Genomic DNA, 25603 nt, shown 5'->3' on the forward strand with positions numbered 1-25603 from the left:
CAGAATGAAAATATTAGCAAACGACGGAATCTCTGAAAGCGGTAAAGTAGCTTTAGAAAATGCCGGTTTTGAAGTAATTACAACCAAAGTAGCACAAGAACAAGTAGCTAACTTTATTAACGATAATAATATTGATGCTTTATTAGTACGAAGCGCAACTAAAGTAAAAAAAGATGTAATTGATGCCTGCCCTAACCTAAAACTTATTGGTCGTGGTGGCGTTGGTATGGATAATATTGATGTTGATTATGCAAAATCAAAAGGAATTCATGTAATTAACACGCCAGCATCTTCATCTGCATCAGTTGCCGAATTGGTATTTGCACACATTTTTGCAGGTATCCGTTTTTTACACGATTCAAATCGTACGATGCCGTTAGAAGGAGATACCAATTTTAACGGACTGAAAAAAGCTTACGGAAACGGTACCGAATTACGCGGTCGTACTATTGGTATTGTTGGCTTTGGGCGCATCGGCCAAGCAGTAGCAAAAGTTGCTATTGGTTTAGGAATGAAAGTGATTGCTACCGATAAATTTATTGAAAAAGCTACTATTGAATTAGATTTTTTTGATGGCCAAAAAGTAAACTTTACTATTGAAACTGTTCCTTTTGAAACGGTTTTAAAACAAGCCGATTTTGTAACCTTACATGTACCAGCACAAAACGGATATTTAATTGGTGAAGCAGAATTAGCTTTAATGAAAGAAGGTTCTGGCTTAATTAACTGCGCACGTGGTGGTGTTGTTAACGAAGTTGATTTAATTAACGCATTAAACTCAGGTAAATTGGCTTTTGCTGGTTTAGATGTTTTTGATACCGAACCAACCCCACAAATGCAAGTTTTAATGCACACGCAAATTTCATTAACTCCGCATATTGGTGCTGCAACTATTGAAGCGCAAGACAGAATCGGAACTGAATTAGCTACGCAAATTATAGCATTATTAAAATAAAAAAGTAAAGGTCGAAATTAGTTTCGGCCTTTTTATTTTGCATCTTTTCATTATAAACAACAACTGTTAAAATTAAACAGCTAAGTTTTGTTGCTTTCGCTTAAAATGGTAACTTTGTATAGATTCATTTTAAATTATGGAAAAGTTAAAACAACGTTGGGGTTTAAAATCTAACTTTCAGGTAGCAGTAATTTTGCTTGTTTTTGCCATTACTGGTAGTACATCAGCTTATATAGCCAAACCTATTTTAAGCTATTTGGGCATTCAAAAAACAGATATGCACATTTTACTTTATATTGTTTTGTATGTGCTTATCATTTTTCCTATTTATAAAGTTATTCTTTTAGTAATCGGAACCTTATTCGGTCAACATACCTTCTTTAAAAACTTTTTAATAAAAATGCTTTCGCGAATGGGATTTGCTTTTTTATTTAAAAATCAGACAAAATAATATTTTATATGCTAATAAAAACTTAAATTTATTAGCATATTTTTTTTAACATGACCAAAACAAATTTCTTTCTACTGCCCTTTTTACTTTTATATGCCGTTATAACGCATGCACAAACAACCCATCATATTGAAGCGCTTTTTGTAGAAGAAACCAAATCCATAAATATAAAGCAACAAACGCAGTTTTTCACGAGCCAATTATCACAAATTGACACCTTGATTTTTAACGATTGGAATAACGCGTACGCATCTAAAATTTCGCCTTTAGGCAAACGTTTTTCAGACGAATTTAAAGGCAGTTTTTTATTGGCCAACAAAGCTGATTTAGGAAAAACAACCATTCATAAATTTGAAATTAACGGACAAAACGTTTTGCCGTTAATGCAACAAGATATTGATCTTATAAAAATTCCGAATTATTTTAACACAACCCAACCGTTAGCAATTACTATTGAATATACGGTGCATTTACCCAATGCAAAGTTTAGTGGTTATGGTATTGATAAAAACGGAAATGTGGTTTTAAAAAACTGGTTAATTGTTCCTTCTCGTATTGAAGGAAACAAAATGGTTGCTTATCATAATGAGAATTTAGACGATGCAGCTTTACAAAACGCAAATTTTACAGCAACTTTTACTACCTTATCTCAAAACAGATATTTTTTGGCAGCCAACGGAACGGTTGAAACCACCGAAAATGTTTGTAAAATTGAAGCCAATGGAGTAAAAAACTTAGAAATTCAACTTTATAAAAGTGATGAATTTATTACCTACGTTACGCCTGATCGATTGGTTTTTTCGAACATTAACGAAGCTAAAATTACCAACCACCAACAAAGCGAATCGGTTAACAAAATTGTACAATTTGTAGATGGTGCCTTGCTTATTCAAAACAGCAATCCGGTATTGGTTTCTTATCACGATTATTTAGAAAGTCCGCTTTACGGTCTAAATCAATTACCTTCTTTCATTGCTCCGTTTGACAATCAGCTGTTGTTTGAGCTTAAGTTTTTAAAAACGTACATCAGCAAAATTACCTATCAAAACTTTAATGATAATCCGCGAACAGAAACTTGGATACGTGATGGCTACCAAACGTACCTAATTATGGAATATATAAATACCTTTTATCCGGGTATTAAAATGATGGGGAATATTTCGAATATTAAACCGCTTCAATATTACAACTTGTTTCGCCATAACTTTAACGATCAGTTTTATTTGGTTTATTTATTAATGGCTCGAAAAAATTTAGATCAGCCCATTGGCGATTCTAAAGAAAATGCCATTAAGTTTAACGAGCAAATTGCTGGGCGCTACAAATCGGGGTTAAATTTTAATTATTTAGCAAATTATTTAGGCGAAAACACGTTTGAAAACATGTTGGAAAATTACAGCTTGTTAACTCAAAAACAACAAACAAATGAAAATGATTTTTTCAATTTAATAAATAACAAAGCCAGCAAACCAACCGATTGGTTTTACAATTTAGTGCACAGCAATCATTTAATTGATTATAAAATTAAAAAATCTGAAACCGATAGCACAGGCACGTATTTGCACCTTACAAACAAAACTGCAAATCCGTATCCAACAACCTTATATACCGTAAAAAATGATACGATAACCGGCCGCATGTGGATTCCAGGATTTGTAAACGATACGGTAATTCATTTTAAAGATTCAGATCAAAAATATGTGTTAAATTATTTTGGCGAAGTTCCTGAAATGTACCGCAATAACAATTGGCACAACCCAAACGGGACATTCGGAATTAGTAAACCAATAAAACTTACGTTTTTAAAAGATACCGAAGATCCGAACGCCAACCAGATCTTTTTTTTACCAGAATTTGGCTATAATTTGTACGATGGTTTATCGCCAGCATTGAGCTTTAATAACAAATCGGTTTTACCTAAAAAATTTATTTTTGATGTTGCGCCAACATATTCGTTTAAAACAGAATCGTTAATTGGTAATGCTAGCTTTACCTACAACCAAATGTTTCGCAATCAAAAATTACAAAACATTCGGTACAACATTTTTGGAAATACTTACCATTATGCGCCGAATTTGCGTTATTACAAATTTTCACCATCGGTAACTTTTAGTTTTCGAGATCCAGATTTACGCATCAATTCATTTCAAAACATCATGTTGCGTTATGTGGTTCTTAATCGTGAAAAAAGCGCTTTGTTTGATCCAAAAGATGCCAGTTATTCTATTTTTAATTTACGATACTCGAGCGTAGAACATGAATTTATACGTTTATTTTCGAAACGAGTTGATTTACAATTGGCAAATATTTTTGGTAAAATTAGTGCCGAAACCCATTATCGTTATTTATTTAAAGACAAGCGTCACGTATCGGTTCGTGGTTATTTTGGAACATTTTTGTACAATAAAACCGAATCAGCATTTTTTGATTTTGGTGTAGATCGTCCAACCGATTATTTGTACGATTACGGCTTATACGGACGATCTGAAACTACCGGATTTTTTTCGCAACAATTTGTAATGGCCGAGGGCGGATTTAAATCGCGTTTTACCAACCAATACGCCAACCAATGGCTGACAACCAGCAACGTAAGTTTTACCATTTGGAATTGGATTGAAGCTTATGGCGATATTGGTTTTATGAAAAGCAAAGGCTCAAACCCGTATTTTATTTACGATTCGGGCATAAAATTAAACTTAGTACAAGATTATTTTGAGCTGTATTTTCCGATATATTCTAGTAACGGATGGGAAATTGCCGAGCAAGATTATTCCAAACGCATTCGGTTTTTAATAACCTTAAGCCCCAGAACGCTCTCTTCATTATTTACAAGAAAGTGGTTTTAAATTTAAATATTCATTATTTTTAACCCAAAAAAATATATAATAAATAATTACATTGCTATAAAAATATGTTTTTTTAATAATTACTTAGCACAACATAGGCAAACCAATTGCATTTTAATAATAAATAATTAAATTTGTAAGAATCAATATTTAAACTTATGAATCAACCTGCAACTAAAGAAGTACTATCATTTGATGATTTTAAAGCCGAAGTTTTACACGATTACAAATTAGCTCGTGTAAGCCGAGAATGTAGTTTGTTAGGTCGTAAAGAGGTTTTAACAGGAAAAGCTAAATTTGGCATTTTTGGCGACGGAAAAGAACTTCCGCAAATTGCAATGGCAAAAGCCTTTAAAAATGGCGATTTTAGATCGGGTTATTATCGTGACCAAACGTTTATGATGGCAATTGGAGCTTTAACTCCACAACAATTTTTTGCCGGATTATATGGCCATGCGGATATAGATTTAGAACCTATGAGTTCTGGACGTCAAATGGGCGGACATTTTTCTACCCCATTTTTAGACAAAAACGGAAATTGGAAAAACTTAACCGAGCAAAAAAACTCGTCGGCAGATATTTCTCCCACAGCGGGGCAAATGCCACGTTTATTAGGTTTAGCGCAAGCTTCTAAAATTTTTAGAAACGTACCAAACATTGATACAACCAACTTCTCAAACAACGGAAACGAAATTGCTTGGGGAACTATTGGTAACGCATCAACTTCAGAAGGTTTATTTTTTGAAACTTTTAATGCTGCTGGTGTTTTGCAAGTTCCAATGATTATTAGCGTTTGGGATGATGAATATGGGATTTCCGTTCACGCTAAACATCAAACAACAAAAGAAAATATTTCTGAAATATTAAAAGGTTTTCAACGTGAAGAAAACACAAACGGTTACGAAATTTTTACCGTTTTAGGCTGGGATTATGTGGCGTTAATTGAAACGTATACTAAAGCAGCTGATTTAGCACGTAAAAACCATGTACCGGTTTTAATTCACGTACAACAATTAACTCAGCCACAAGGGCACTCAACTTCAGGTTCACACGAACGTTATAAATCGGCAGAACGTTTACAATGGGAAACCGATTTTGATTGTATTGCTAAAATGAAAAGCTGGATGATTGCCAACCAAATTGCAACAGAAGCTGATTTAGATACAATTGATGCAGATGCTAAGGCAGAAGTGCTTGAAGCTAAAAAAGCAGCTTGGAGCGCGTATTTAGAACCAATTAAGGCAGAAAGAGAACAGTTGTTAGTTGTTTTAAACAACTTGATTGTTACAAATGTAGAACCTGCTTATATTTCTAACTTAGCTGCAGAATTAAAAACCATAAAAGATCCAATTCGTAAAGACATTTTAGTAACAGCACGTAAAGTTTTATATAAAATTAAAACACAAGCTGCTAAAACTGAATTAAGCGAATGGATTAAAACATATACCGAAAAAATTCAGCCGTTATATAGCGATCATTTATTTTCGAGTTCAAATGCAAATATCGAAAATTCTCAAACTGTAAATCCTGCTTATGCAGCCGATGCTGAGTTAGTTGATGCTAGATTGATTTTACGAGATAACTTTGATGCTATTTTTAACAAATACCCAGAAACTTTAATTTTTGGAGAAGATTCTGGAAATATTGGTGATGTTAATCAAGGTTTAGAAGGCATGCAAGAAAAATACGGAGAACTACGTATTGCAGATGCCGGTATCAGAGAAGCAACTATTTTAGGCCAAGGAATTGGAATGGCAATGCGCGGATTACGCCCAATTGCAGAAATTCAGTACTTAGATTACTTGTTATACGCTTTACAAATTATGAGTGATGATTTGGCTACGTTACAATATCGTACGCGTGGGCAACAAAAAGCACCTTTAATTATTAGAACGCGTGGGCACCGTTTAGAAGGCATTTGGCACTCAGGCTCGCCAATGGGCATGATAATTAATGCTATTCGTGGTATTCATGTTTTAGTTCCGCGTAACATGACAAAAGCTGCTGGTTTTTACAACACTTTATTAAGTTCTGACGAGCCAGCTTTAGTAATTGAATGTTTAAATGGTTACCGATTAAAAGAAAAAATGCCAATTAATTTGGGTGAATTTAAAACACCTATTGGTGAAATTGAAGTTTTAAGAGAAGGTACCGATATTACTTTAGTTTCTTACGGTTCTACCCTTCGTTTGGTAGAAACAGCTGCTGAAGAATTAGCTCAAATAGGTATTTCTGTAGAAATTATTGACGTTCAATCGTTATTACCTTTTGATATAAAACATGACGTGGTTAAATCAATAGCTAAAACCAATCGTTTATTAATTGTTGATGAAGATGTTCCTGGAGGAGCTGCGGCTTATTTAATGCAACAAATAGTTGAAGAGCAAAATGCTTATCGCTTTTTAGATAGCAAACCGGAAACATTAACGGCTAAAGCACACAGACCGGCATACGGTACAGATGGTGATTATTTTTCTAAACCTTCGGTTGAAGATATTTATGAAAAAGTTTATGCCATGATGCACGAAGCAAATCCAAAAAAATATCCAAGTTTATATTAACAAAAAACCTCCTAGTTAACTAGGAGGTTTTTTTATGCTTAATTAAAGCTTCCTTCAACAGCATGTATAACATTATCAGTGGTCCAAATTGCAATTAAATTATTTGTTTCAAAATTTAAAACTAAATTTACTGGAATATCTAGGTTGTCTTTCCAGGAAATTGATAGCAAGGCATCATCTAAATTTTGACAGCTAATTTTTTCTCTTCCAAAAGAAATGGTTGTGTCTGTAACCATTTTCCAATACATATGATCCTGGTCATCAAATTTAATATGAACGGCTGTATTGTCGTAATTTAAACATGTAACTTTACCTAACATGGAATGCATCATAGCAGTTGGATTTTAAAATAAACGTAACAATTTAATTAACAAAGTTTTATATAAAAAAACAAATCGATTAAATGCATTTTTAATCGATTATTGAAATAAAAAAAAAAGACAACGTAATGTTGTCCTTTTTTTTTATTATTTAGCTATTTTTTAATGCTTTGTGTTTTGCATCCATATCTAAATTTCTGTATGTGTTTAAAAGCAATTGTTTTAATTGATCGTTAGGATTCAATTCGTATGCTTTTTCGAAAAAAGGTAAAGCTTTTTGGAAATTTTCTTTACGTTTTTTTGATAACGCATCGTATTCCGCTTGTTCTTTTTTAGACATTCCTAATGAATTCATTTTATTCACTAAGTTTACATCATCACTTAAATAAACAACTCCAATGTTATTATATGCGTTATAATCTTTCGGGTTTAACTCAATCGCTTTTTTGTAATATTTAATAGCGTTTTCGTTATCTTTTGCTTCTGCAGAAACAACACCTAAATTATAATATAAAACCGGATCGTTTGGTTTTAATTTAATTGCTTCTTGTACTAAGCTAGAATATTTAGCTTTATCACCTTCTTGAAAATACAAGTTTGCTTCTGCTAAAATTAAATCTGTATCTGTTGGATTTAATTTACGTGCATCAGCCATAATGGTTTTAGCTTGAGCACCTTTGTTTTGGTATAATAAAATGTTTACCAAGTTTTTGTAAATATCTCCTTTTTTAGATGGTACGTGCTCTTCTGTTGGGTTTTCATAAACTTTAGAAGTAACAGCTTTATCACGGTTAGCTTTAGAATCAAATAATTCCTCCTGACCAGAAACTTTGTTTACTGCTAAATAATTTGTTGTTTCTCCGGTATAACCGCTATCTAATAAAGCATTGTATAAGTTAACTGCTGCATCTAAATTATTGTTTTGGTGAGATAAAACAGCTGCATTGTATAAATATTCTTGTTTAGAATTATTCATATCATACATTGCTTTAAAACCTAAAGCTGCATTGTTTAAATCTTCAGCACGGTAAGCTTCCATAGTTAACTTGTGAGCAACGGCTTCTAATTGTGCAAACATATCATCAACTTTAGCAGCATATTCTTTTTTTGCTGTGTTATCGTTGTTTTTAATGTTTTGCAATTTTCCTGTAACATCAACAATTTGAGTTAAAGTAAACTGATCAACCGCATTCGGATCTTTTTGGTAAGCCGAAAGTCCTTTAATAATTGGACGGATAGTAGCAAAATAATCTGCTGCTAATTGATCTTCTGCAGATAAACCTGACATTGCAGATAATGCAGTCGAATTGCTGTTGAACGTTGCAACATCTTTATCACTAAGCCCTTGTTTTGCGCTTAATTTATTTAATGTTTTTAGCTCTGATTTTTGAGCATAGTTAGCAGCTGACATTAGTAAAGCTACTGCTAAAATTGAGTATCTAATTTTCATCTGTAATATATGTTTGTTTGTTTTTATTCTTCTGTTTCGTCTTCTAAATCATCTTCAAATTCTTCTTCTTCATCCATCAAATCTTCTTCTGGGAAGTCAAGAATTTCTTGATGCTCAGCAGCTACAACAATTGGATTTCCGTCTTCGTCTAAAGCAGGTTCAAAATCTTCATCTCCTTCTTCACGCATAACTTTTGCTACAGCAGCAATGGCATCGTTACCTTTAATGTTAATTAACTTAACACCTTGTGTATTTCTACCCATTACGCGTAGGTCAGAAACTTTTAAACGAATGGTTAAACCTGAACGGTTGATAATCATTAAATCATCTGCATCAGTTACGGCACCAATAGAAACTAATTGACCTGTTTTATCGGTAACATTCATTGCACGAACACCTTTACCACCACGGTTTGTTTCGCGGTAAACCGAAAGGTCAGAACGTTTTCCGTATCCGTTTTCAGAAACTACTAAAATTTCTGAATCTAAATCAGAAACGGTTACTAAACCAATAACTTCGTCTGTTTCATTAGCTAAGGTAATACCACGAACTCCAGATGCCGTACGGCCCATTGCACGTGTTTTTTCTTCGCTAAAGCGAACCATTTTACCAGATTTTAATGCGATTAAAACTTGGCTTTGTCCGTTAGTTAATTTAGCTGCAAACAATTCATCATCTTCCTTAATTGTAATGGCATTAATACCGTTTAAACGCGGACGTGAATATTGCTCTAATGGTGTTTTTTTAACCTGTCCTTGTTTTGTAACCATGATTACAAAATGAGAATCAATATATTCTTGATCTTTTAAATCTTGTGTACAGATAAATGCTTTAACTTTATCATCACTTTCGATATTGATTAAGTTTTGAATTGCTCTACCTTTTGATGTTTTTGATCCTTCTGGAATTTCGTAAACGCGCATCCAGAAACATTTTCCTTTTTGAGTAAAGAACAACATATATTGGTGATTTGTTGCCACGTACATATGCTCTAAGAAATCGTTATCACGAGTTCCTGCAGATTTTTGTCCAACACCACCACGGTTTTGCGTTTTGTATTCTGACAATGGCGTACGTTTAATATATCCTGCGTGCGAAATGGTGATTACCACTTGCTCGTCAGCAATTAAATCTTCAATAGAAACATCACCACCTGCATATTCAATTACCGAACGGCGTGCATCACCGTATTTATCACGTATTTCAATTAATTCTTCTTTAATTAATTCCATACGTAATTCTTTAGAAGCCAATAATTCTTTTAAATGATTGATTAACTTCATAATTTCGTCGTACTCCGCACGTAACTTATCTTGTTCTAATCCGGTTAACTGACGTAAACGCATTTCTACAATAGCACGTGATTGTACTTCAGATAAATTGAAGCGTTCTATTAAACGGCCTCTTGCTTCTTCCCCATCTTTAGATGAACGGATAATAGCAATTACTTCATCAATATTATCTGAAGCAATAATTAATCCTTCTAAAATGTGCGCTCTTTCTTCGGCTTTACGTAACTCAAATTGAGTACGACGCGTAACAACATCATGACGATGTTCTACGAAATGGTAAATTAAATCTTTTAAATTTAACATTTCTGGCCTACCATTTACTAATGCAATGTTATTAACCGAGAATGAAGATTGTAATTGTGTGTATTTATATAAGGTATTTAATACAATGTTAGGCACTGCTTCACGTTTTAAAACGTAAACAATACGCATACCGTTACGATCGGATTCGTCACGAATGGTAGAAATACCTTCTATTTTTTTCTCGTTTACTAAATCGGCTGTTTTTTTAATCATTTCAGCCTTATTTACTTGGTACGGAATTTCAGTTACAACAATAGCTTCTTTACCATCAACTTCTTCAAACTGCGCTTTTGCACGCATTACCACTCTACCGCGACCTGTTTTAAAAGCTTCACGTACGCCTTCGTATCCGTAAATAATTCCACCCGTTGGAAAATCAGGTGCTTTAATGTAGTTCATTAACTCATCAATAGTAATTTCATTATTATCGATGTAAGCCAATGTACCATCAACCACTTCTACCAAGTTATGAGGTGCCATATTTGTTGCCATACCTACTGCAATACCCGATGCTCCGTTAACAAGCAAGTTTGGTATTTTGGTTGGCATAACTTTAGGCTCTTCTAAGGTATCGTCAAAGTTTAATTGAAAATCAACCGTTTCTTTATCTAAATCTGCTAAAATTTCTTCAGCAATTTTTTTCATTCTTGCTTCTGTATAACGCATAGCAGCAGCGCTATCCCCGTCTACCGAACCAAAGTTACCTTGTCCATCAACCAACGTGTAACGTAAAGACCAATCTTGAGCCATACGAACCATGGTATCATAAACCGAGCTATCTCCGTGCGGGTGGTACTTACCTAATACTTCCCCAACAATTCTAGCCGACTTTTTATGTGCTCTATTAGATAAAACCCCTAACTCATACATTCCGAAAAGAACCCTTCTGTGCACTGGTTTTAAACCATCTCTAACATCAGGTAGAGCTCTCGAAATGATTACAGACATAGAATAATCTATGTAAGATGATTTCATTTCGTCTTCAATGTTAATAGATATTAACTTTTCTCCTTCAGACATATTTATTTTATTAATTTATAATCTTTTTCTTAACGTGCTAATATACGTATTTTAACTTTATTTCACGTAATTCTTAAAACAAAAAAACACAAAAAAAGTTTCGCACTTGTGCACAATTTTTCTTGATTTTTAACGCTTTTATTTTTAAATCTCATATTTTTTTTGTCAATTAGCAAAAGTACAAAACATGACAAGTTAGCATTAAAACTTAAATTAACACTTTAGGTACGATATTTGCGGCTTAAATTATTTACTAACAATTAAAATGTTAACTTACAGATGGATGAAAATTTTTCAAGAACAGTAAAGAACATTATCACATATAGTAAAGAAGAAGCTTTACGCTTAGGACACGAATTTATTGGCACAGAACATATATTATTAGGAATTCTTAGAAACGGCAAAGGATCTGCAATTGATTTATTGCGATCATTAAACATTGATTTAGCCGTTTTACGTAGAAAAATTGAAGGTGTTAATTTGTCTGAAGCCGAAAACGCCTTTACAAGTAGTAATGACAAAAAAAGCATGTATTTAACACGCCAAGCTGAGCGTGCTTTAAAAACATCTTTATTAGAAGCAAAAACATTTCAGAGCCGAGAAATTAAATCGGTTCACTTGTTGCTTTGCATTCTAAAAAATGAAAAAGACCCGATTACTAATTTATTTAACAACAGCTTTAATGTAGATTACGAACAAGCTAAGCAACTTTATAGCTCGCTTGAACATGATAATGATACATTATTAGACACACCGCAAAACGATGCATTTGGCGACTCGGACAACGACGATCGCGATAATCCGTTTGCGCAAAATCCAAGCCAAACCAACAAATCAAACAAAAAATCTAAAACTCCGGTTTTAGATAATTTTGGACGTGATTTAACCGAACTTGCTGAGCAAGGTAAATTAGACCCGGTAGTTGGTCGTGAAAAAGAAATTGAGCGCGTTTCTCAAATTTTATCGCGAAGAAAAAAGAACAATCCGTTGTTAATAGGTGAACCTGGGGTTGGTAAATCTGCCATTGCAGAAGGCTTAGCCTTACGCATTATTCAGAAAAAAGTTTCTAGAATATTGTTTAACAAACGCGTAGTAACTTTAGATTTAGCAAGCTTAGTTGCTGGAACAAAATACCGTGGGCAGTTTGAAGAACGTATGAAAGCAGTAATGAATGAGTTAGAAAAAAACACAGACATTATTCTTTTTATAGATGAAATTCACACTATTGTTGGTGCTGGTGGTGCAACCGGATCGCTGGACGCATCTAACATGTTTAAACCAGCGTTAGCACGTGGTGAAATTCAATGCATTGGCGCAACAACATTAGATGAGTACCGCCAATATATTGAAAAAGACGGTGCTTTAGAGCGTCGTTTTCAAAAAGTAATTGTAGAACCAACCTCGGTTGAAGAAACCATTACGATTTTAAATAATATTAAAGGTAAATACGAAGATCACCACAGCGTAACCTATACGCCAGAAGCTATTGAAGCTTGTGTTAAGCTTACCAATCGCTACATGACGGACCGTTTTTTACCTGACAAAGCAATTGATGCTTTAGACGAGGTAGGTTCTCGCGTGCATATTATTAACATTTCTGTACCAGAAGAAATTTTAACGTTAGAGAAAAACCTAGAAGAAGTTCGTGCAGAAAAAGATGCTATGGTTAAAAAGCAAAAGTTTGAAGAAGCTGCAAAGCTTCGTGATGACGAACGTAATATTGAACGTAGTTTAGCCGTTGCTCAAGAAAAATGGGAATTAGAATCTAAAAATAACAGAATTACTGTAACCGAAGATAATGTTGCCGATGTAGTTTCTATGATGACCGGAATTCCGGTAAATCGCGTAGCACAAACAGAAAGCAATAAACTAGCCCATTTACCTGATTTAATTAAAGGTAAGGTGATTGGCCAAGATGAAGCTGTTTTAAAAATCGCAAAATCAATTCAACGCAACAGAGCCGGGTTAAAAGATCCGAATAAACCTATCGGATCATTTATCTTTTTAGGCCAAACCGGAGTTGGTAAAACGCAATTAGCTAAAGTTTTAGCTAAAGAACTTTTTGATTCTGAAGAAGCTTTGGTTCGAATTGACATGAGCGAATACATGGAGAAATTTGCAATTTCTAGATTAGTTGGTGCACCTCCGGGCTATGTTGGTTACGAAGAAGGCGGACAATTAACCGAAAAAATAAGACGCAAACCATACGCAGTTTTATTGTTAGATGAAATTGAAAAAGCGCATCCTGACGTATTTAACATGTTGTTACAAGTTTTAGACGACGGCCATTTAACCGATTCTTTAGGACGTAAAGTTGATTTTAGAAATACAATCATTATCATGACATCAAACATTGGTGCACGTCAGTTAAAAGATTTTGGCACCGGCGTTGGTTTTGGTACAGCTGCAAAACAATCACAACAAGCTGATATAGAAAAAGGTGTGATTGAAAATGCTTTAAAGAAAGCATTTGCTCCAGAATTTTTAAACCGAATTGACGATGTAGTTGTATTTAATGCTTTAGAAAAAGAAGATATTAATAAAATTATTGATATTGAATTGCAAAAGCTTTATGCACGTATTGCAGATTTAGGTTATAGCTTAAAATTGTCTGACGCAGCAAAAGATTTTATTGCTGATAAAGGTTTTGACAAGCAATTTGGAGCAAGACCTTTAAAAAGAGCCATTCAGAAATACATTGAAGATGCTTTAGCTGAAAAAATAATTACTTCTAAGATTCAGACTGGCGACGAAATTTTAATGGAATTAGACGCAGAAAAAGAAGAATTAACTGTTGAAATCATAAAAGCGCAAGAAGCGAACTAATAAAAAAAGCGAAACCAAAGGGTTTCGCTTTTTTGTTTTATATCTAAATCTAGCTTAAAAACTTTCGTCTAAATCTACATCCATTGCATGTAAAAAATGAATGGCTTTTTCAATATCATAATGTAAAACGCGATCGTTTTCTACTAAAGGCACATCCGTTCTAAATAATTTTACAAAACTTTCAATAAATTCTGACGATTGTAACGGACGTCTGAATTCTAAAGCTTGCGAAGCATTCATCAATTCAATAGCTAAAATACGAACTAAGTTTTCTAGTATTTTGTAACATTTGGTTGCTGCGTTTGCTCCCATGCTAACATGATCTTCTTGTCCGTTACTCGAAACAATACTATCAACAGATGCTGGAGTTGCCAATTGTTTGTTTTGACTTACAATGCTTGCTGCTGTATATTGCGGAATCATAAACCCAGAATTTAATCCCGGATTGTTTACTAAAAATGCTGGCAAACCACGTAAACCCGAAATTAATTGGTAGGTTCTGCGTTCTGAAATACTACCTAATTCTGCCAAAGCGATGCCTAAAAAATCTAAAGCTAAAGCCAAAGGTTGCCCATGAAAGTTTCCGCCAGAAAGCACCTGATCATCACCCACAAAAACATTTGGGTTATCGGTAACCGAATTAATTTCAGTTTTAAAAACTTTTAATGCATAATCAATAGCATCTTTACTTGCTCCGTGAACTTGCGGCATACAACGGAAAGAATATGGATCTTGAACATTTTCTTTAGGTTGCTCAATCAATTCACTACCGTCAAGAAAATCTAAAATACGGCTTGCTGTAACAACTTGCCCTTTATGCGGACGGATTAGATGAATCATTTCATTAAACGGATCTTTACGACCATCAAACGCTTCTAACGAAATGGTTCCGATTAAATCGGCTAAATAAGCAATTTTACGTGCTTTAATCAATATTGAAACACCATAAGCGCTCATAAACTGCGTACCGTTTAATAAAGCTAAACCTTCTTTAGATGCTAATTTTATAGGTTCTAAACCAAGTTTTTCTAAAACTTTATCGGCTGGTTGGCGGTAACCGTCGTAAAAAACTTCGCCCTCGCCAATTAAAGGTAAACTTAAGTGCGCTAAAGGAGCTAAATCGCCCGAAGCACCTAACGAACCTTGTTGGTAAACAACCGGAATTACCTCGTGGTTATAAAAATCAACCAAACGTTGTACGGTAACCAATTGCACACCCGAAAAACCGTAAATTAACGATTGTATTTTAAGCAACAACATTACTTTCACAATTTCTTCGGGCACCAAATCGCCGGTTCCACAAGCGTGAGATTTTACAATGTTTTCTTGTAAAAGGCTTAAGTTTTCGTTCGAAATTTTTACGTTACATAAAGACCCAAAGCCCGTATTTATACCATAAATAGGTTCTTTTTGGGTTTGCATCTTATGATCTAAATAATTGCGGCATTTTTCGATATTAACAATAGCATCTTGCGACAATTCTAATTTTTTGTTTTCTGCTATTATAGCAGCAACATCATCTATGCTTAAAGTTTCGGTACTTAAATAATGTACGGATTCCATGATCTATTTTTTATCAAAAATGGGTATTAATAATATTATTTGCAAATTTTAACCCGAACAAAATACTTAAAATAATGCTAAAACAATTCAATCAATAAAGAAAAACAATATGAAATACGTTGTTTGTACTTTGCAGGATATCTGCATTTAAAATTTTAAAAATTGAAAAAATTACGCTATTTTAGCCTATATTTTTAGAACATAAAAAACAACACATAAAATCATGAAAAACATAGCTTTAACACACATTCATGAACAATTAGGAGCAAAAATGGTTCCTTATGCTGGGTTTAATATGCCCGTACAATATGAAGGAGTAAATGCAGAACATGAAACCGTTCGTAATGGTGTGGGTGTTTTCGACGTTTCTCACATGGGAGAATTCTTTTTAAAAGGAGAAAACGCGTTAGCACTTATTCAAAAAGTTACTACTAACGATGCATCTAAAATTGCTATTGGTAAAGCTCAATATTCTTGTTTACCAAACTTAACAGGCGGAATTGTAGACGATTTAATTGTTTACCGCATGGCAGAAAACGAATATTTATTAGTAGTTAATGCATCAAATATTGAAAAAGATTGGAATTGGATTTCTCAGTTTAACGATTTTGGTGTTGAAATGACAAATGCTTCTGATCAATATTCATTATTCGCAATTCAAGGTCCTAAAGCTGCTGAAGCTATGCAACCTTTAACTAATGTAGATTTAACCAATTTACCTTTTTATTCGTTTGAAGTTGGTACTTTTGCTGGAGTTGACAACGTAATTATTTCTGCAACAGGATATACAGGTTCTGGAGGTTTTGAAATTTATTTTAAAAATGAAGATGCTGAAACTATTTGGAATAAAGTTTTTGAAGCTGGAAAAGCTTTTGACATTAAACCTATTGGATTAGCTGCACGCGATACATTACGTTTAGAAATGGGCTTTTGCTTGTACGGAAATGATATTGACGAAACAACTTCTCCGTTAGAAGCTGGTTTAGGTTGGATTACTAAGTTTGATAAAGAATTTACAAACTCTGAAAACCTTAAAAAAGAAAAAGAAAACGGTCCGAAACGCAAGCTAATTGGTTTTGAATTATTGGATCGCGGTATTCCACGTCATGGCTACGAAATTGTTGATGCAAACGGAAATGTAATCGGTCACGTAACTTCAGGAACTCAGGCACCTTCATTAAATAAAGGAATTGGTTTAGGCTACGTTACTACAGAAAATGCTAAAGTTGATACAGATATTTTTATTCGCATTCGTAAAAACGATGTACCAGCAAAAATTGTTAAAACACCTTTTTATAAAAAATAATTACCAACTAAGAGTTTCTGTACAGAAACTCTTAGTTTTTTTTGATTAACAGAATAAGTTATTTTATTTTTGCAATCAAGTTATTTTGACTTTTAAAACATACATATTTTATGGGAAGAGCGTTCGAATTTAGAAAAGCTAGAAAAATGAAACGTTGGGCTGCTATGGCTAAAACGTTTACACGCATTGGTAAAGATATTGTAATTGCCGTAAAAGAAGGGGGACCTCATCCAGAATCTAACGCACGTTTAAGAGCTGTAATGCAAAATGCAAAAGCAGCAAACATGCCTAAAGAAAACATTGAAAGAGCGATTAAAAAAGCTACCGAAAAAGATACTGCTAATTATAAAGAAGTTTTGTTTGAAGGTTATGCACCTCACGGAATTGCAATTTTAGTTGAATGTGCTACTGACAACAACAACCGTACGGTTGCAAATATTAGAAGTTATTTTAATAAATGTAACGGTACATTTGGTACACAAGGTTCGGTTGAATTTATGTTTGACCATACCTGTAACTTTAGAATTGCGGCTGAAGGACGTGATGTAGAAGAACTTGAGTTAGAAATGATTGATTTTGGTGTAGAAGAAATTTTTGTTGACGAAGATGGTATTTTAATGTACGCTCCGTTTGAAAGTTTTGGTGCAATTCAGAAAGAATTAGAAGGTCGTGAAATTGAAATTCTATCTTCTGGCTTTGAAAGAATTCCACAAATTACTAAAGAATTAACTGCTGAAGAAGCTGCTGATGTTGAAAAGCTTTTAGAAAAAATTGAAGAAGATGATGACGTGATGAACGTATATCATACCATGCAAGAATCTTCTGAAGAATAAAATAAAAAACTTAACCTACCGGTTAAGTTTTTTTGTTTAAGTTAAAACCTACTTTATTATCCGCTTATAAAAATTTTAGTATTTTTGCACAACTTGTAATAAAATACAAATAATGAATATTAACCCATCTGCCAATGGTTGGATTGCTAAATATTTTGCAACAAATGCCAACAATCCGGCTGCGCATCTTAGTGATATAGCGCTGCATCAAACCATTCGTAATTCAGGATTTATTTACGGTTATACGCTAAATTTATTCAATTTAGAACATTTAAGTTTAAAAGGTTTAACTAACGAAGAGCTAACCAAGCTTGCTTTGCTGCATAACTTGTATTTGCTTTATTTTAAACTAGAACCAAACGGATCTGTTGATGCGTTTGTGCAGAAACTTTTAGAATTTTATACCCAGATTCACCCCACTCCAAAAAGTTTTTTAAATCGATTTTTACCGGAAGAAAAAAACAGCATCAAATTAGAAAAAATTATTGCTTTGAGGGTGGCAACTAATCATAATTTTTTCACCAAATCTTTTTCACATCTTATTACAAATGCTTTTTTATATATAGATGTTTTAGCGTTTAGAAAGTATTTATTACACGCCATTAATCCTTTAAAATATATTGAAAAGATCGAAAAGGTTGTAACCAAAATTGCGTACCAAACCTTAGCTATTAAAACAGAAAAAAGTAAATACGACGAGCTCTTTATTAAGTTGTTTGACAGCTCGATGCGAACCATAAAAATAAATACTGAAGAACAACAAATTGAGATTAACTTGGCTTATTTTGATTCTGTTTTAGAACGCAATTATTTTTTAGATATTGCTTGCATGGCCGTTTGGAGTGATGCAAAAATGGAAACCGATGAATTGGCTTTTATACAAAGTTTTGCGCAATATTTAGAAATAAATAAAACGCAGGCGACCGAAGCTTTAGACAGTATTTTTTATTTTATAACCAACTACAAAGACAAAATTCCGTATTTTAATTACAGCAATCCGGTAAAACATTTTTACGATCATACCTCATTAACGGTAATGAACTTAATTGTTCGTAATAAAAACAGATTGGTTAAAGAAATTATGGCCAGTGGTGAATTGGTAAAATTATTAGCAGCTTCAACCCAACGCAATTTAAATAATACGGAACGAAAAAAAGTAAAAAAACAATTAATAGAAATTTGTAAAACCATTCCGTCGTTGGCCATTTTTGCTTTGCCGGGCGGTAGTTTGTTGCTTCCTATTTTAATTAAGTTTGTACCTACTTTTTTACCAGCATCTTTTAATGAAAATTTAGATGTTTTAGACACCGAACTTCCTGCTGATGAAACTAAAAAGTAATTAATTTAGTTATGCCATTTGATTACAAATTGCGTTAATTAAGGTTTCAAAATTAAAAGGTTTTGTCACCACATCATTTATTTGATGCTTTTTTATTTCATTATAAACATCTTCTTTATTATAAGCCGTTAAAGCAATAATCGGCATGTTTTTGTTCAAGTTTCTAATATAAGTTGCAAGTTCAAATCCTGTCATTTCTGGCATATTAATATCGGTTAAAATCACATCAAAATGTTGTTTTTTAATCAATTCTAAGGCTGCTTCGCCAGATTGAACCATGCAGCATTGTATTTCATGTTTCTCGAACATGCGCTGACAACTTAATCGGCTTATTTCATTATTTTCAACCAACAACAAACGTAATTTTTTATAATCAACAGTAATTTTATTTGCTATTGCTGTAGGTTTATCTTCTTGCTGCTGAAAGTTTTTGCAAGGAATTGAAACAAAAAATGTTGTACCTACATTCAGCTTACTTTTTACATTAATTTCTCCTTGCAATACGTTTACTAATTGTTTTACAATTGATAGGCCCAATCCGGCACCAACATATTCTGAATCTTTTAAATTAAACCGTACAAACTTGTCGAATAATTTAGATTTGTTTTTAGATGCTATACCAACACCAGAATCAGTAATTTGAATCTGTAAAAGCAATTGATTCGCTGCAACTTGCATTTGTTTAATCACAACTGCAACTTTGCCATTTTTTGTAAACTTTAGCGCATTGCTTATTAAATTGTATAAAATTTGATTGAGCTTAATTTTGTCAATTACTATAAAAGAATCAGAACAAGCAGAAACATGGATTTGAACTTGATTGTTATTAGCATTTGCAATGGGTTGTAAGCTTGATACGATTCCTTTAATTTCAGATTCAATTTCGTAAGCTGATGGTTCTATTTTAACGGCATTTGCTTCTATTTTTTGCAACTGCAACAAATCATTAATCAAACTCATTAAATAATCTGACGAAAATTTTAATGCTTTAATTATTTTATTTTGTTTTAGATAGGTAAAATCTTGTTCTAAAACCTTAGTAAGTCCAATAATGCCGTACAAAGGCGTTCTGATTTCGTGCGAAACTTTTCCAATAAATTGATTTTTAACCAAAACACGTGATTCGGCTGCATCCTTCGCTAAAGCCAATTCTGCATTCTGAAATGCTATTTGCTGTAACATTTTATTTTTTACTTGATATTGTTTTACAAGCACATAAGTACTATAAGCTAAAAACAAAAGAAGTCCGAACAATAAAATGTAAATAAGTTGGGTATAAGCAATGGTTTTGTTTTGCTGTGCGTGCAACTTACTCATTTTATAAAGTTCGTGCTTAAAATGACTCGAATCAATGCGGGAAGTAAAGTTCGCAATTGAAGGAATATCTATAACCGAAACGAGATTTGTTTTTGTTAGCGTAAAAATATTTAAGTAATAATATGCTAATTCTGTTTTTTGTTACAAATGATAAAAATCGGCTAAAGCCTTGGTTATTTTTAACTTTAACTTTGGTAAAACCACAGCGTTATTATTCTGTTCTATATGATGCAGCGCTTTTAAATAATGTTTTTCGGCTACCAAAAAATTTTGCTTATATACGTGATAATGCCCGTTTAACAGATGAAAATGAGCGTTTAACAACGAAGAATCTTGCAATAAAATTTCGGTAGCAAAAATTTGTAAAACTTTTACTCCATCTTCAAATTGATTAAGTAAAAATAAAGTTTCGGCTTTATGCAATTCGGTCATTAATTTATCGGCAGGTAAAACTTCTGTTGATAAATCAGCTAACGCTTGATTAAAAAAATACAGCGCTTGTTTCGCATCTACCGATTTAAAAACTAAAGCTAAAGTGCGTAATATTTTAAATTTTACTATCGGCTCATGATGCGCTTTTATTGTTTTTAAAGCTTTTTTTAAAATATTAATAGCTTTATCAGATTCTCCTAGTTCATTGTAATTTAAAGCTAAAACAACATAAGCTTGTGCAGCTAAAACTTCGTTAAAAGAAAGATAAGCATGATCCAGTACTTTTTGTGCTTTTTCTAAAGATGCTTTATAATTTAACTCGTGAAAATTATTTTGAGCAGTAACCAACATTTCAGCATAATCTTTTTCATTATGCTGTGCGTTTTTTGCTATTGTTTGGGTACAATACAACAAAAAGCATAGTACAAAAAATTGTACTACTGTTGGTATAGGTTGGGTTTTCATAAAAAAAAGGGCTTTTTTTATTTGATGCTCATTACTAAAAACGTTAAAAATTTAACAAAATTGTGTTTTATTTTTTTTTTTTTAAAATAATATGATAAAAAACATCCTTAAAAACCAACCGAAATACAACATTTATTCACGTTGTGTTTAACAGTAAAACAATTGTATCTACTAAATAAAGTAGTGCATTCACTAAATTATGGCTATCGCCTAAAATTGATTTTATGAGATTTGCGGCTGAAATGTAACTGAATTAAAAAAAATAACATGAATGATATTTTAACCAATGGATTAGAAATACATTTATAAGGTAACGCCTTGATAAGTTATTTATACTGGCAACCAACAGTGGGTTTAAAAGTTTTAATTGGAAAAAATATTAGTTTTTTTTACTTTTAAAACATGAAAATTCAAGGTACGGTGGTTTGCTTGCCCATAAAAAGCATTGAAAAAACATTGCATTTTTATAAACATGTTTTTGAGTTAGAAAATTTGAAAGAAGATGAAGGCATAATAGCCATTGAGCTACTCAATTTATCTTTATTTTTAATTGAACAAAATGCATTTTTAAGCTACAGCAAAAAAGCCAATCGCGGGGTTTTGTTTCCTGAAAACAACGTTGCAAATATTATTAGTTGTGCCGTTGAAACCGTTAATGATGTAGATTTAGCATTAGAAAAAGCATTACTAAACGGCGGTTCTATTTCTAGCAAAGCCGGAATTGATAATCAATATGGTTTTTATATGGGTTATATAAGCGATCCGGATGGCCATTTGTGGGAATTAGTTTGTGCCAAACCTAACCTATAATAATAAAAATCCTTTTGCAGTACATGTAAAGGATTTTTTACTTTAAGTTTACATTACTTAAGCTTTAAATAATTATTGTATTTATTAATTCAGCTTTTTTGTGCAGCATTTACTTATATTTTTGTTTTACTAAATATTGTAAACGCATGAAAAAAATATTTTTAACCACCTCTGCCCTTTTTATTATGGGCTTAGCAACAGCACAAGCACAACAAACACAAATTATTGCACATCGCGGTTTTTGGAAAACCGAAAATAGTGCTCAAAATTCCATCACAGCATTACAAAAAGCAGCACAAGAACAATTTTTTGGTTCAGAGTTTGATATTCATATTACGAAAGATAACGTTTTAGTAATTAACCACGATGCTGACGTAAACGGAATTGAAATAGAAACAAATAACTACAATAAAATTGCGAAAGTAAAATTAAAAAACAACGAGCCCTTACCTACGTTAGAAAATTATTTAAAAGCCGGAAAAGCGCTGCCAAACATAAAACTAATTTTAGAAATTAAACCGCATAAAAATGTCGAACGCGAAAACCAAGCGGTGGCAGAAACCATACAATTAGTAGAAAAATTAAACTTAGCCAATCAGGTAGAATATATTTCGTTTAGCCAAAACATTTGCGATCAGGTTAAAAAACAAAATCCACAAGCAGTTGTTTCGTATTTAAATGGTGATTTATCTCCGCAACAAGTAAAAAGTAAAGGTTGGGACGGCATCGATTATCATTTTAAAATTTATCAAAAAAATCCAACTTGGATTACTGATGCACATAACTTAGGTTTAATTACCAATACCTGGACGGTAAACAATCCCGAAGTTATGGAAGAAATGATTGCGAATAAAATTCAATTTATTTCTACCGATGAACCTTTGGTACTTAAAGCCAAATTACAAAACTAAAAGCACAACAATAAATAGTAAAATACCTGATTATCATCAGGTATTTTTTTATTGCATCATTTAAAAAAAAAAAAAAAATGATTATATTTACTTACTTCTCAAAAAAATAATCCCCCACTTAATTTTTTAAATAATTTATTTATGAATTTAATTTCAGACTACAACAAGTTCAACATCGTTTTTATACACGGTTTGGGTGGAAGCATTACTACGGGTACAAAATTTAATTTTTTTAAAGGTATATATTCGCAAATAAAAGGTTTTGGATGGACGCAGGAAGATAATATTCCGGAAAAATTGGCCGCATTTATACCAGAAAATATAGATTTAGCCAAACCAACTTTAATTATTGGTTCATCAGCTGGCGGAAAAATAAGTTTACTTTTAAAACAAATGCTATTAGAACAAAGCAACCAACAAGTTTTGGTTTGTTTGCTTAATCCTTTGGCAGATGTTAGCATGCGTTTGGTAGAAGTTCCGTTAACCAATTCATACCTTTTAACCGGTGATTTACACAAAACTGCAAAAGATGCTTTGATTATTTGGTCGGCAGAAGATGAAGTAATTAATCAAACCGAATCAATCAAAATGTTTCATCCGCACAATTGGTTTGTACAAGTTCAAGACAATCATCAACTAAAGAATTCTTTATCAACGGTTGTAAAACGCATGGATGAATACGTGTACCAAAACCAAAACGTAACACAACCTGATTTTGTAAACTAATGAAAGCATACCTTGCGTTAAGCTTTTCTAATCGTACCAAATTAACAACCGAAATAGAAACAATTTCGGCTGTTTTGTTAGCACATAAAATTACCCCATGGTTTTTTGTGGATAAATATCAGTTTAGCAATACGCAAGAAAAAGAAATGATGCAACAAGCCTTACATGATATTGATGCGTGCGATTTTTTACTTGCCGAAACCAGTTATAAAGGCATTGGTATTGGTTTAGAAGCCGGGTATGCCAAAGCTAAAAATAAACCGATTGTTTATTTACGCAATAAAAACACTTCGCATTCAACCACCGTTGCAGGTATTAGTGATTATCAGATTATTTATACGGATGCAGCAGATTTAAAACACCAATTGGAATTGGTACTAAATAAATTAAAACCAAATTATGATTTATAAAGCTTCATCAGATACTATGGTTAAAACCATTACCATAGGTTGTTTTATTTTATTTGCAGCAATTGGAGGACCTATTTTATACAAAGCAATTGCAAACGCAAGCAGTTTTAAAGCTATTTTACCAGCTTTAGGTACTAGCTTACTTATGTTTGCCATATTATTTATTTGCTGGCTGTACGCACCTTATTGTTATGAAATTACTTCAACCGATTTTATCATTCGCAGGCGAATTGGTGCTATTAAAATAAAAAAAGATGCTATTCAATCCGTACAAATGCTAACAAAAAATGAAATAAGCGGTTCGATTAGAACCTTTGGCGTTGGTGGATTATTTGGTTATTACGGAATTTTTGAAGTTTCTAAAATAGGAAAAACAACGTTTTACATTACACAGTGTAAAAACTTAATTTTATTGGTTACCAATACCAACAAAAAAATGCTGATTTCACCAAACGATGTAAATTTAATAAACCAATTTACATTATAAAACTTCGCAGGTTGCTTGATGCACAACCTCAAAATTACATGAATTTGCTATAAAACATAATTGATTGGCTTTTTGATGCAAATCTAAAGCCAATTGCTTTTGTGATGCATTTGCGATTAGAACTTTTGGACGCAAAATAGCTTGCGTTATTTGTCCGCTTCCGTCAGGATGAACTTCTAAAATTGCTTCGGCCTGATCGGAGTAACTTACAACCTCAATATTATGTTGCTCACAGCAATATAAATACGACATAAAATGACAAGATGCTAAACTGCTTAACAACAAATCTTCTGGATTATGTAAAGTTGCATCACCTTTAAAAGCTTTTGCAGCCGAAACGTGTAAATCGGGTTTAAACGCGATTGAGATTCGGTGGTTTTTTAGCGCTTTTTTGTTTTGTTTTAAAGTTTTATCGTTGGGCTTGTGCCAATTTAATTCGCTTTTAAAATGATGCTGATTGGACTTGAATTTACATTTAAAATTACTTGCTTACCAAATGTACATTAGATTTACTAAAAACAAATTGTTTTATTTTGAATTAACTTATAAAATTGGCAGCGCGCGTTAGGGATTGTTGCCTTGTTTGAGCACATTTGCTATGCAATAGCAAATTGCGAGGGCTAAAGCCCGATCTAAACTTGAATAAGTTTAGGTAACGCCCTAAAAATTACAGTTTTAAAAATATTACTAATAAATTGTTATAATTCTTTATTTAATTGTTATTTTCGCAGCGCTTTTGGTGCGAACTTTATAGTTCGTTAAAAGGGAATTAGGTGCAAATCCTGAACAGACCCGCTGCTGTGAGCTTCGAAAAAAAATCTTTAACAAACTGCAATCCACTGTTTTTAAAATGGGAAGGACGTTTAAAGATGAAGCAAGTCAGAAAACCTGCCATGAGCTTATACATTTTAACGCTTTCGGGGACTAAAGCTTGAAGTACATTTTTGGGAAATTGGATTTCCTAAATACCTTCATATCTA

19 protein-coding genes, 1 pseudogene and 1 riboswitch are annotated in these 25603 nt (G+C 32.8%); of the genes and pseudogenes, 13 read left to right on the forward strand and 7 right to left on the reverse strand.

Features of this window, described 5'->3' with window-relative positions:
• Positions 1-4 precede the first annotated feature (4 nt).
• From K5I29_RS04950 to K5I29_RS04965, 4 genes are all read left to right on the forward strand, one after another.
• Positions 5-955 carry a D-2-hydroxyacid dehydrogenase gene (locus K5I29_RS04950; protein WP_264434751.1) on the forward strand — a complete coding sequence of 317 codons (951 nt, stop codon included), beginning with the start codon at positions 5-7 and terminating at the stop codon, positions 953-955.
• A 136-nt stretch (positions 956-1091) separates the two neighbouring features.
• Complete coding sequence (locus K5I29_RS04955; RefSeq protein WP_264434753.1) at positions 1092-1406, forward strand: DUF6787 family protein; 315 nt, start codon at positions 1092-1094, stop codon at positions 1404-1406.
• A gap of 50 nt (positions 1407-1456) precedes the next feature.
• Positions 1457-4252 carry a gluzincin family metallopeptidase gene (locus tag K5I29_RS04960; protein ID WP_264434755.1) on the forward strand — a complete coding sequence of 932 codons (2796 nt, stop codon included), beginning with the start codon at positions 1457-1459 and terminating at the stop codon, positions 4250-4252.
• Between the two features lie 158 nt (positions 4253-4410).
• Positions 4411-6813, forward strand: a complete 2403-nt coding sequence (locus tag K5I29_RS04965; RefSeq protein ID WP_264434757.1) for an alpha-ketoacid dehydrogenase subunit alpha/beta — start codon at positions 4411-4413, stop codon at positions 6811-6813.
• 38 nt (positions 6814-6851) lie between these two features.
• Here the strand turns inward: K5I29_RS04965 and K5I29_RS04970 are convergent, their stop codons facing one another.
• The 3 genes from K5I29_RS04970 to gyrA all read right to left on the reverse strand — a co-directional run bounded on the left by K5I29_RS04970 (position 6852) and on the right by gyrA (position 11198).
• Positions 6852-7145, reverse strand: a complete 294-nt coding sequence (locus tag K5I29_RS04970; protein WP_264434759.1) for a MoaF-related domain-containing protein — start codon at positions 7143-7145, stop codon at positions 6852-6854.
• 139 nt (positions 7146-7284) lie between these two features.
• Entirely contained in the window at positions 7285-8583 is a 1299-nt protein-coding gene (locus tag K5I29_RS04975) for a tetratricopeptide repeat protein (RefSeq protein ID WP_264434761.1), read from the reverse strand.
• 23 nt (positions 8584-8606) lie between these two features.
• On the reverse strand, positions 8607-11198 hold the full coding sequence (gyrA, locus tag K5I29_RS04980) for a DNA gyrase subunit A (protein WP_264434762.1): 2592 nt from the start codon (positions 11196-11198) through the stop codon (positions 8607-8609).
• 279 nt (positions 11199-11477) lie between these two features.
• Between gyrA and K5I29_RS04985 the strand changes: the two genes are divergently transcribed.
• On the forward strand, positions 11478-14024 hold the full coding sequence (locus K5I29_RS04985) for an ATP-dependent Clp protease ATP-binding subunit (RefSeq protein WP_264434764.1): 2547 nt from the start codon (positions 11478-11480) through the stop codon (positions 14022-14024).
• 54 nt (positions 14025-14078) lie between these two features.
• Here the strand turns inward: K5I29_RS04985 and hutH are convergent, their stop codons facing one another.
• Positions 14079-15587, reverse strand: coding sequence for a histidine ammonia-lyase (hutH, locus tag K5I29_RS04990; RefSeq protein ID WP_264434765.1), 1509 nt, complete (start codon positions 15585-15587; stop codon positions 14079-14081).
• A 223-nt stretch (positions 15588-15810) separates the two neighbouring features.
• Between hutH and gcvT the strand changes: the two genes are divergently transcribed.
• From gcvT to K5I29_RS05005, 3 genes are all read left to right on the forward strand, one after another.
• Complete coding sequence (gene gcvT, locus K5I29_RS04995; RefSeq protein ID WP_264434766.1) at positions 15811-16893, forward strand: glycine cleavage system aminomethyltransferase GcvT; 1083 nt, start codon at positions 15811-15813, stop codon at positions 16891-16893.
• 110 nt (positions 16894-17003) lie between these two features.
• Complete coding sequence (locus K5I29_RS05000; protein WP_264434768.1) at positions 17004-17726, forward strand: YebC/PmpR family DNA-binding transcriptional regulator; 723 nt, start codon at positions 17004-17006, stop codon at positions 17724-17726.
• Positions 17727-17838: 112 nt separating this feature from the next.
• On the forward strand, positions 17839-19065 hold the full coding sequence (locus K5I29_RS05005; RefSeq protein WP_264434769.1) for an LETM1-related biofilm-associated protein: 1227 nt from the start codon (positions 17839-17841) through the stop codon (positions 19063-19065).
• A gap of 9 nt (positions 19066-19074) precedes the next feature.
• Here the strand turns inward: K5I29_RS05005 and K5I29_RS05010 are convergent, their stop codons facing one another.
• Positions 19075-20382, reverse strand: a complete 1308-nt coding sequence (locus tag K5I29_RS05010) for an ATP-binding response regulator (protein ID WP_264434771.1) — start codon at positions 20380-20382, stop codon at positions 19075-19077.
• Between the two features lie 141 nt (positions 20383-20523).
• On the reverse strand, positions 20524-21279 hold the full coding sequence (locus K5I29_RS05015; protein ID WP_264434772.1) for a hypothetical protein: 756 nt from the start codon (positions 21277-21279) through the stop codon (positions 20524-20526).
• Positions 21280-21681: 402 nt separating this feature from the next.
• Here K5I29_RS05015 and K5I29_RS05020 point away from each other — a divergent pair, with 402 nt between their 5' ends.
• The 5 genes from K5I29_RS05020 (at position 21682) to K5I29_RS05040 (ending at position 24623) form a co-directional block, all read left to right on the forward strand.
• A complete protein-coding gene (locus K5I29_RS05020) occupies positions 21682-22089 on the forward strand; it encodes a VOC family protein (protein ID WP_264434774.1) in 408 nt (135 codons plus the stop codon).
• A gap of 146 nt (positions 22090-22235) precedes the next feature.
• Positions 22236-23000: a glycerophosphodiester phosphodiesterase family protein gene (locus K5I29_RS05025; RefSeq protein ID WP_264434776.1), complete on the forward strand. Its 765-nt coding sequence runs from the start codon at positions 22236-22238 to the stop codon at positions 22998-23000.
• Positions 23001-23141: 141 nt separating this feature from the next.
• A complete protein-coding gene (locus K5I29_RS05030) occupies positions 23142-23726 on the forward strand; it encodes a hypothetical protein (RefSeq protein ID WP_264434777.1) in 585 nt (194 codons plus the stop codon).
• Complete coding sequence (locus K5I29_RS05035; RefSeq protein ID WP_264434779.1) at positions 23726-24136, forward strand: nucleoside 2-deoxyribosyltransferase; 411 nt, start codon at positions 23726-23728, stop codon at positions 24134-24136. The genes K5I29_RS05030 and K5I29_RS05035 overlap by 1 nt, the downstream gene beginning before the upstream one ends.
• Positions 24126-24623: a PH domain-containing protein gene (locus tag K5I29_RS05040; RefSeq protein WP_264434781.1), complete on the forward strand. Its 498-nt coding sequence runs from the start codon at positions 24126-24128 to the stop codon at positions 24621-24623. Before K5I29_RS05035 ends, K5I29_RS05040 begins: the two co-directional genes overlap by 11 nt.
• Here the strand turns inward: K5I29_RS05040 and K5I29_RS05045 are convergent.
• Positions 24618-25079, reverse strand: a pseudogene (locus K5I29_RS05045) (OsmC family protein); the annotation flags it as partial. The gene K5I29_RS05040 and the pseudogene K5I29_RS05045 overlap by 6 nt on opposite strands.
• 264 nt (positions 25080-25343) lie before the next feature.
• Positions 25344-25533: riboswitch (cobalamin riboswitch) on the forward strand.
• Positions 25534-25603: the final 70 nt, after the last annotated feature.

This window comes from Flavobacterium agricola (genome assembly GCF_025919725.1).
GTDB lineage: Bacteria > Bacteroidota > Bacteroidia > Flavobacteriales > Flavobacteriaceae > Flavobacterium > Flavobacterium agricola.

Excerpts from the sequence above, each read along its gene's own strand:
- K5I29_RS05035 (WP_264434779.1), top strand. The coding sequence starts at position 23,726 with ATGAAAGCATACCTTGCGTTAAGCTTTTCTAATCGTACCAAATTAACA.
- K5I29_RS05010 (WP_264434771.1), bottom strand. The coding sequence starts at position 20,382 with ATGAGTAAGTTGCACGCACAGCAAAACAAAACCATTGCTTATACCCAA.
- K5I29_RS04985 (WP_264434764.1), top strand. The coding sequence starts at position 11,478 with ATGGATGAAAATTTTTCAAGAACAGTAAAGAACATTATCACATATAGT.
- K5I29_RS05000 (WP_264434768.1), top strand. The coding sequence starts at position 17,004 with ATGGGAAGAGCGTTCGAATTTAGAAAAGCTAGAAAAATGAAACGTTGG.
- gyrA (WP_264434762.1), bottom strand. The coding sequence starts at position 11,198 with ATGTCTGAAGGAGAAAAGTTAATATCTATTAACATTGAAGACGAAATG.
- K5I29_RS05030 (WP_264434777.1), top strand. The coding sequence starts at position 23,142 with ATGAATTTAATTTCAGACTACAACAAGTTCAACATCGTTTTTATACAC.
- K5I29_RS04970 (WP_264434759.1), bottom strand. The coding sequence starts at position 7,145 with ATGATGCATTCCATGTTAGGTAAAGTTACATGTTTAAATTACGACAAT.
- K5I29_RS04950 (WP_264434751.1), top strand. The coding sequence starts at position 5 with ATGAAAATATTAGCAAACGACGGAATCTCTGAAAGCGGTAAAGTAGCT.
- K5I29_RS04965 (WP_264434757.1), top strand. The coding sequence starts at position 4,411 with ATGAATCAACCTGCAACTAAAGAAGTACTATCATTTGATGATTTTAAA.
- K5I29_RS05025 (WP_264434776.1), top strand. The coding sequence starts at position 22,236 with ATGAAAAAAATATTTTTAACCACCTCTGCCCTTTTTATTATGGGCTTA.
- K5I29_RS04975 (WP_264434761.1), bottom strand. The coding sequence starts at position 8,583 with ATGAAAATTAGATACTCAATTTTAGCAGTAGCTTTACTAATGTCAGCT.
- K5I29_RS04955 (WP_264434753.1), top strand. The coding sequence starts at position 1,092 with ATGGAAAAGTTAAAACAACGTTGGGGTTTAAAATCTAACTTTCAGGTA.
- hutH (WP_264434765.1), bottom strand. The coding sequence starts at position 15,587 with ATGGAATCCGTACATTATTTAAGTACCGAAACTTTAAGCATAGATGAT.
- gcvT (WP_264434766.1), top strand. The coding sequence starts at position 15,811 with ATGAAAAACATAGCTTTAACACACATTCATGAACAATTAGGAGCAAAA.
- K5I29_RS05020 (WP_264434774.1), top strand. The coding sequence starts at position 21,682 with ATGAAAATTCAAGGTACGGTGGTTTGCTTGCCCATAAAAAGCATTGAA.
- K5I29_RS04960 (WP_264434755.1), top strand. The coding sequence starts at position 1,457 with ATGACCAAAACAAATTTCTTTCTACTGCCCTTTTTACTTTTATATGCC.
- K5I29_RS05005 (WP_264434769.1), top strand. The coding sequence starts at position 17,839 with ATGAATATTAACCCATCTGCCAATGGTTGGATTGCTAAATATTTTGCA.
- K5I29_RS05015 (WP_264434772.1), bottom strand. The coding sequence starts at position 21,279 with ATGAAAACCCAACCTATACCAACAGTAGTACAATTTTTTGTACTATGC.
- K5I29_RS05040 (WP_264434781.1), top strand. The coding sequence starts at position 24,126 with ATGATTTATAAAGCTTCATCAGATACTATGGTTAAAACCATTACCATA.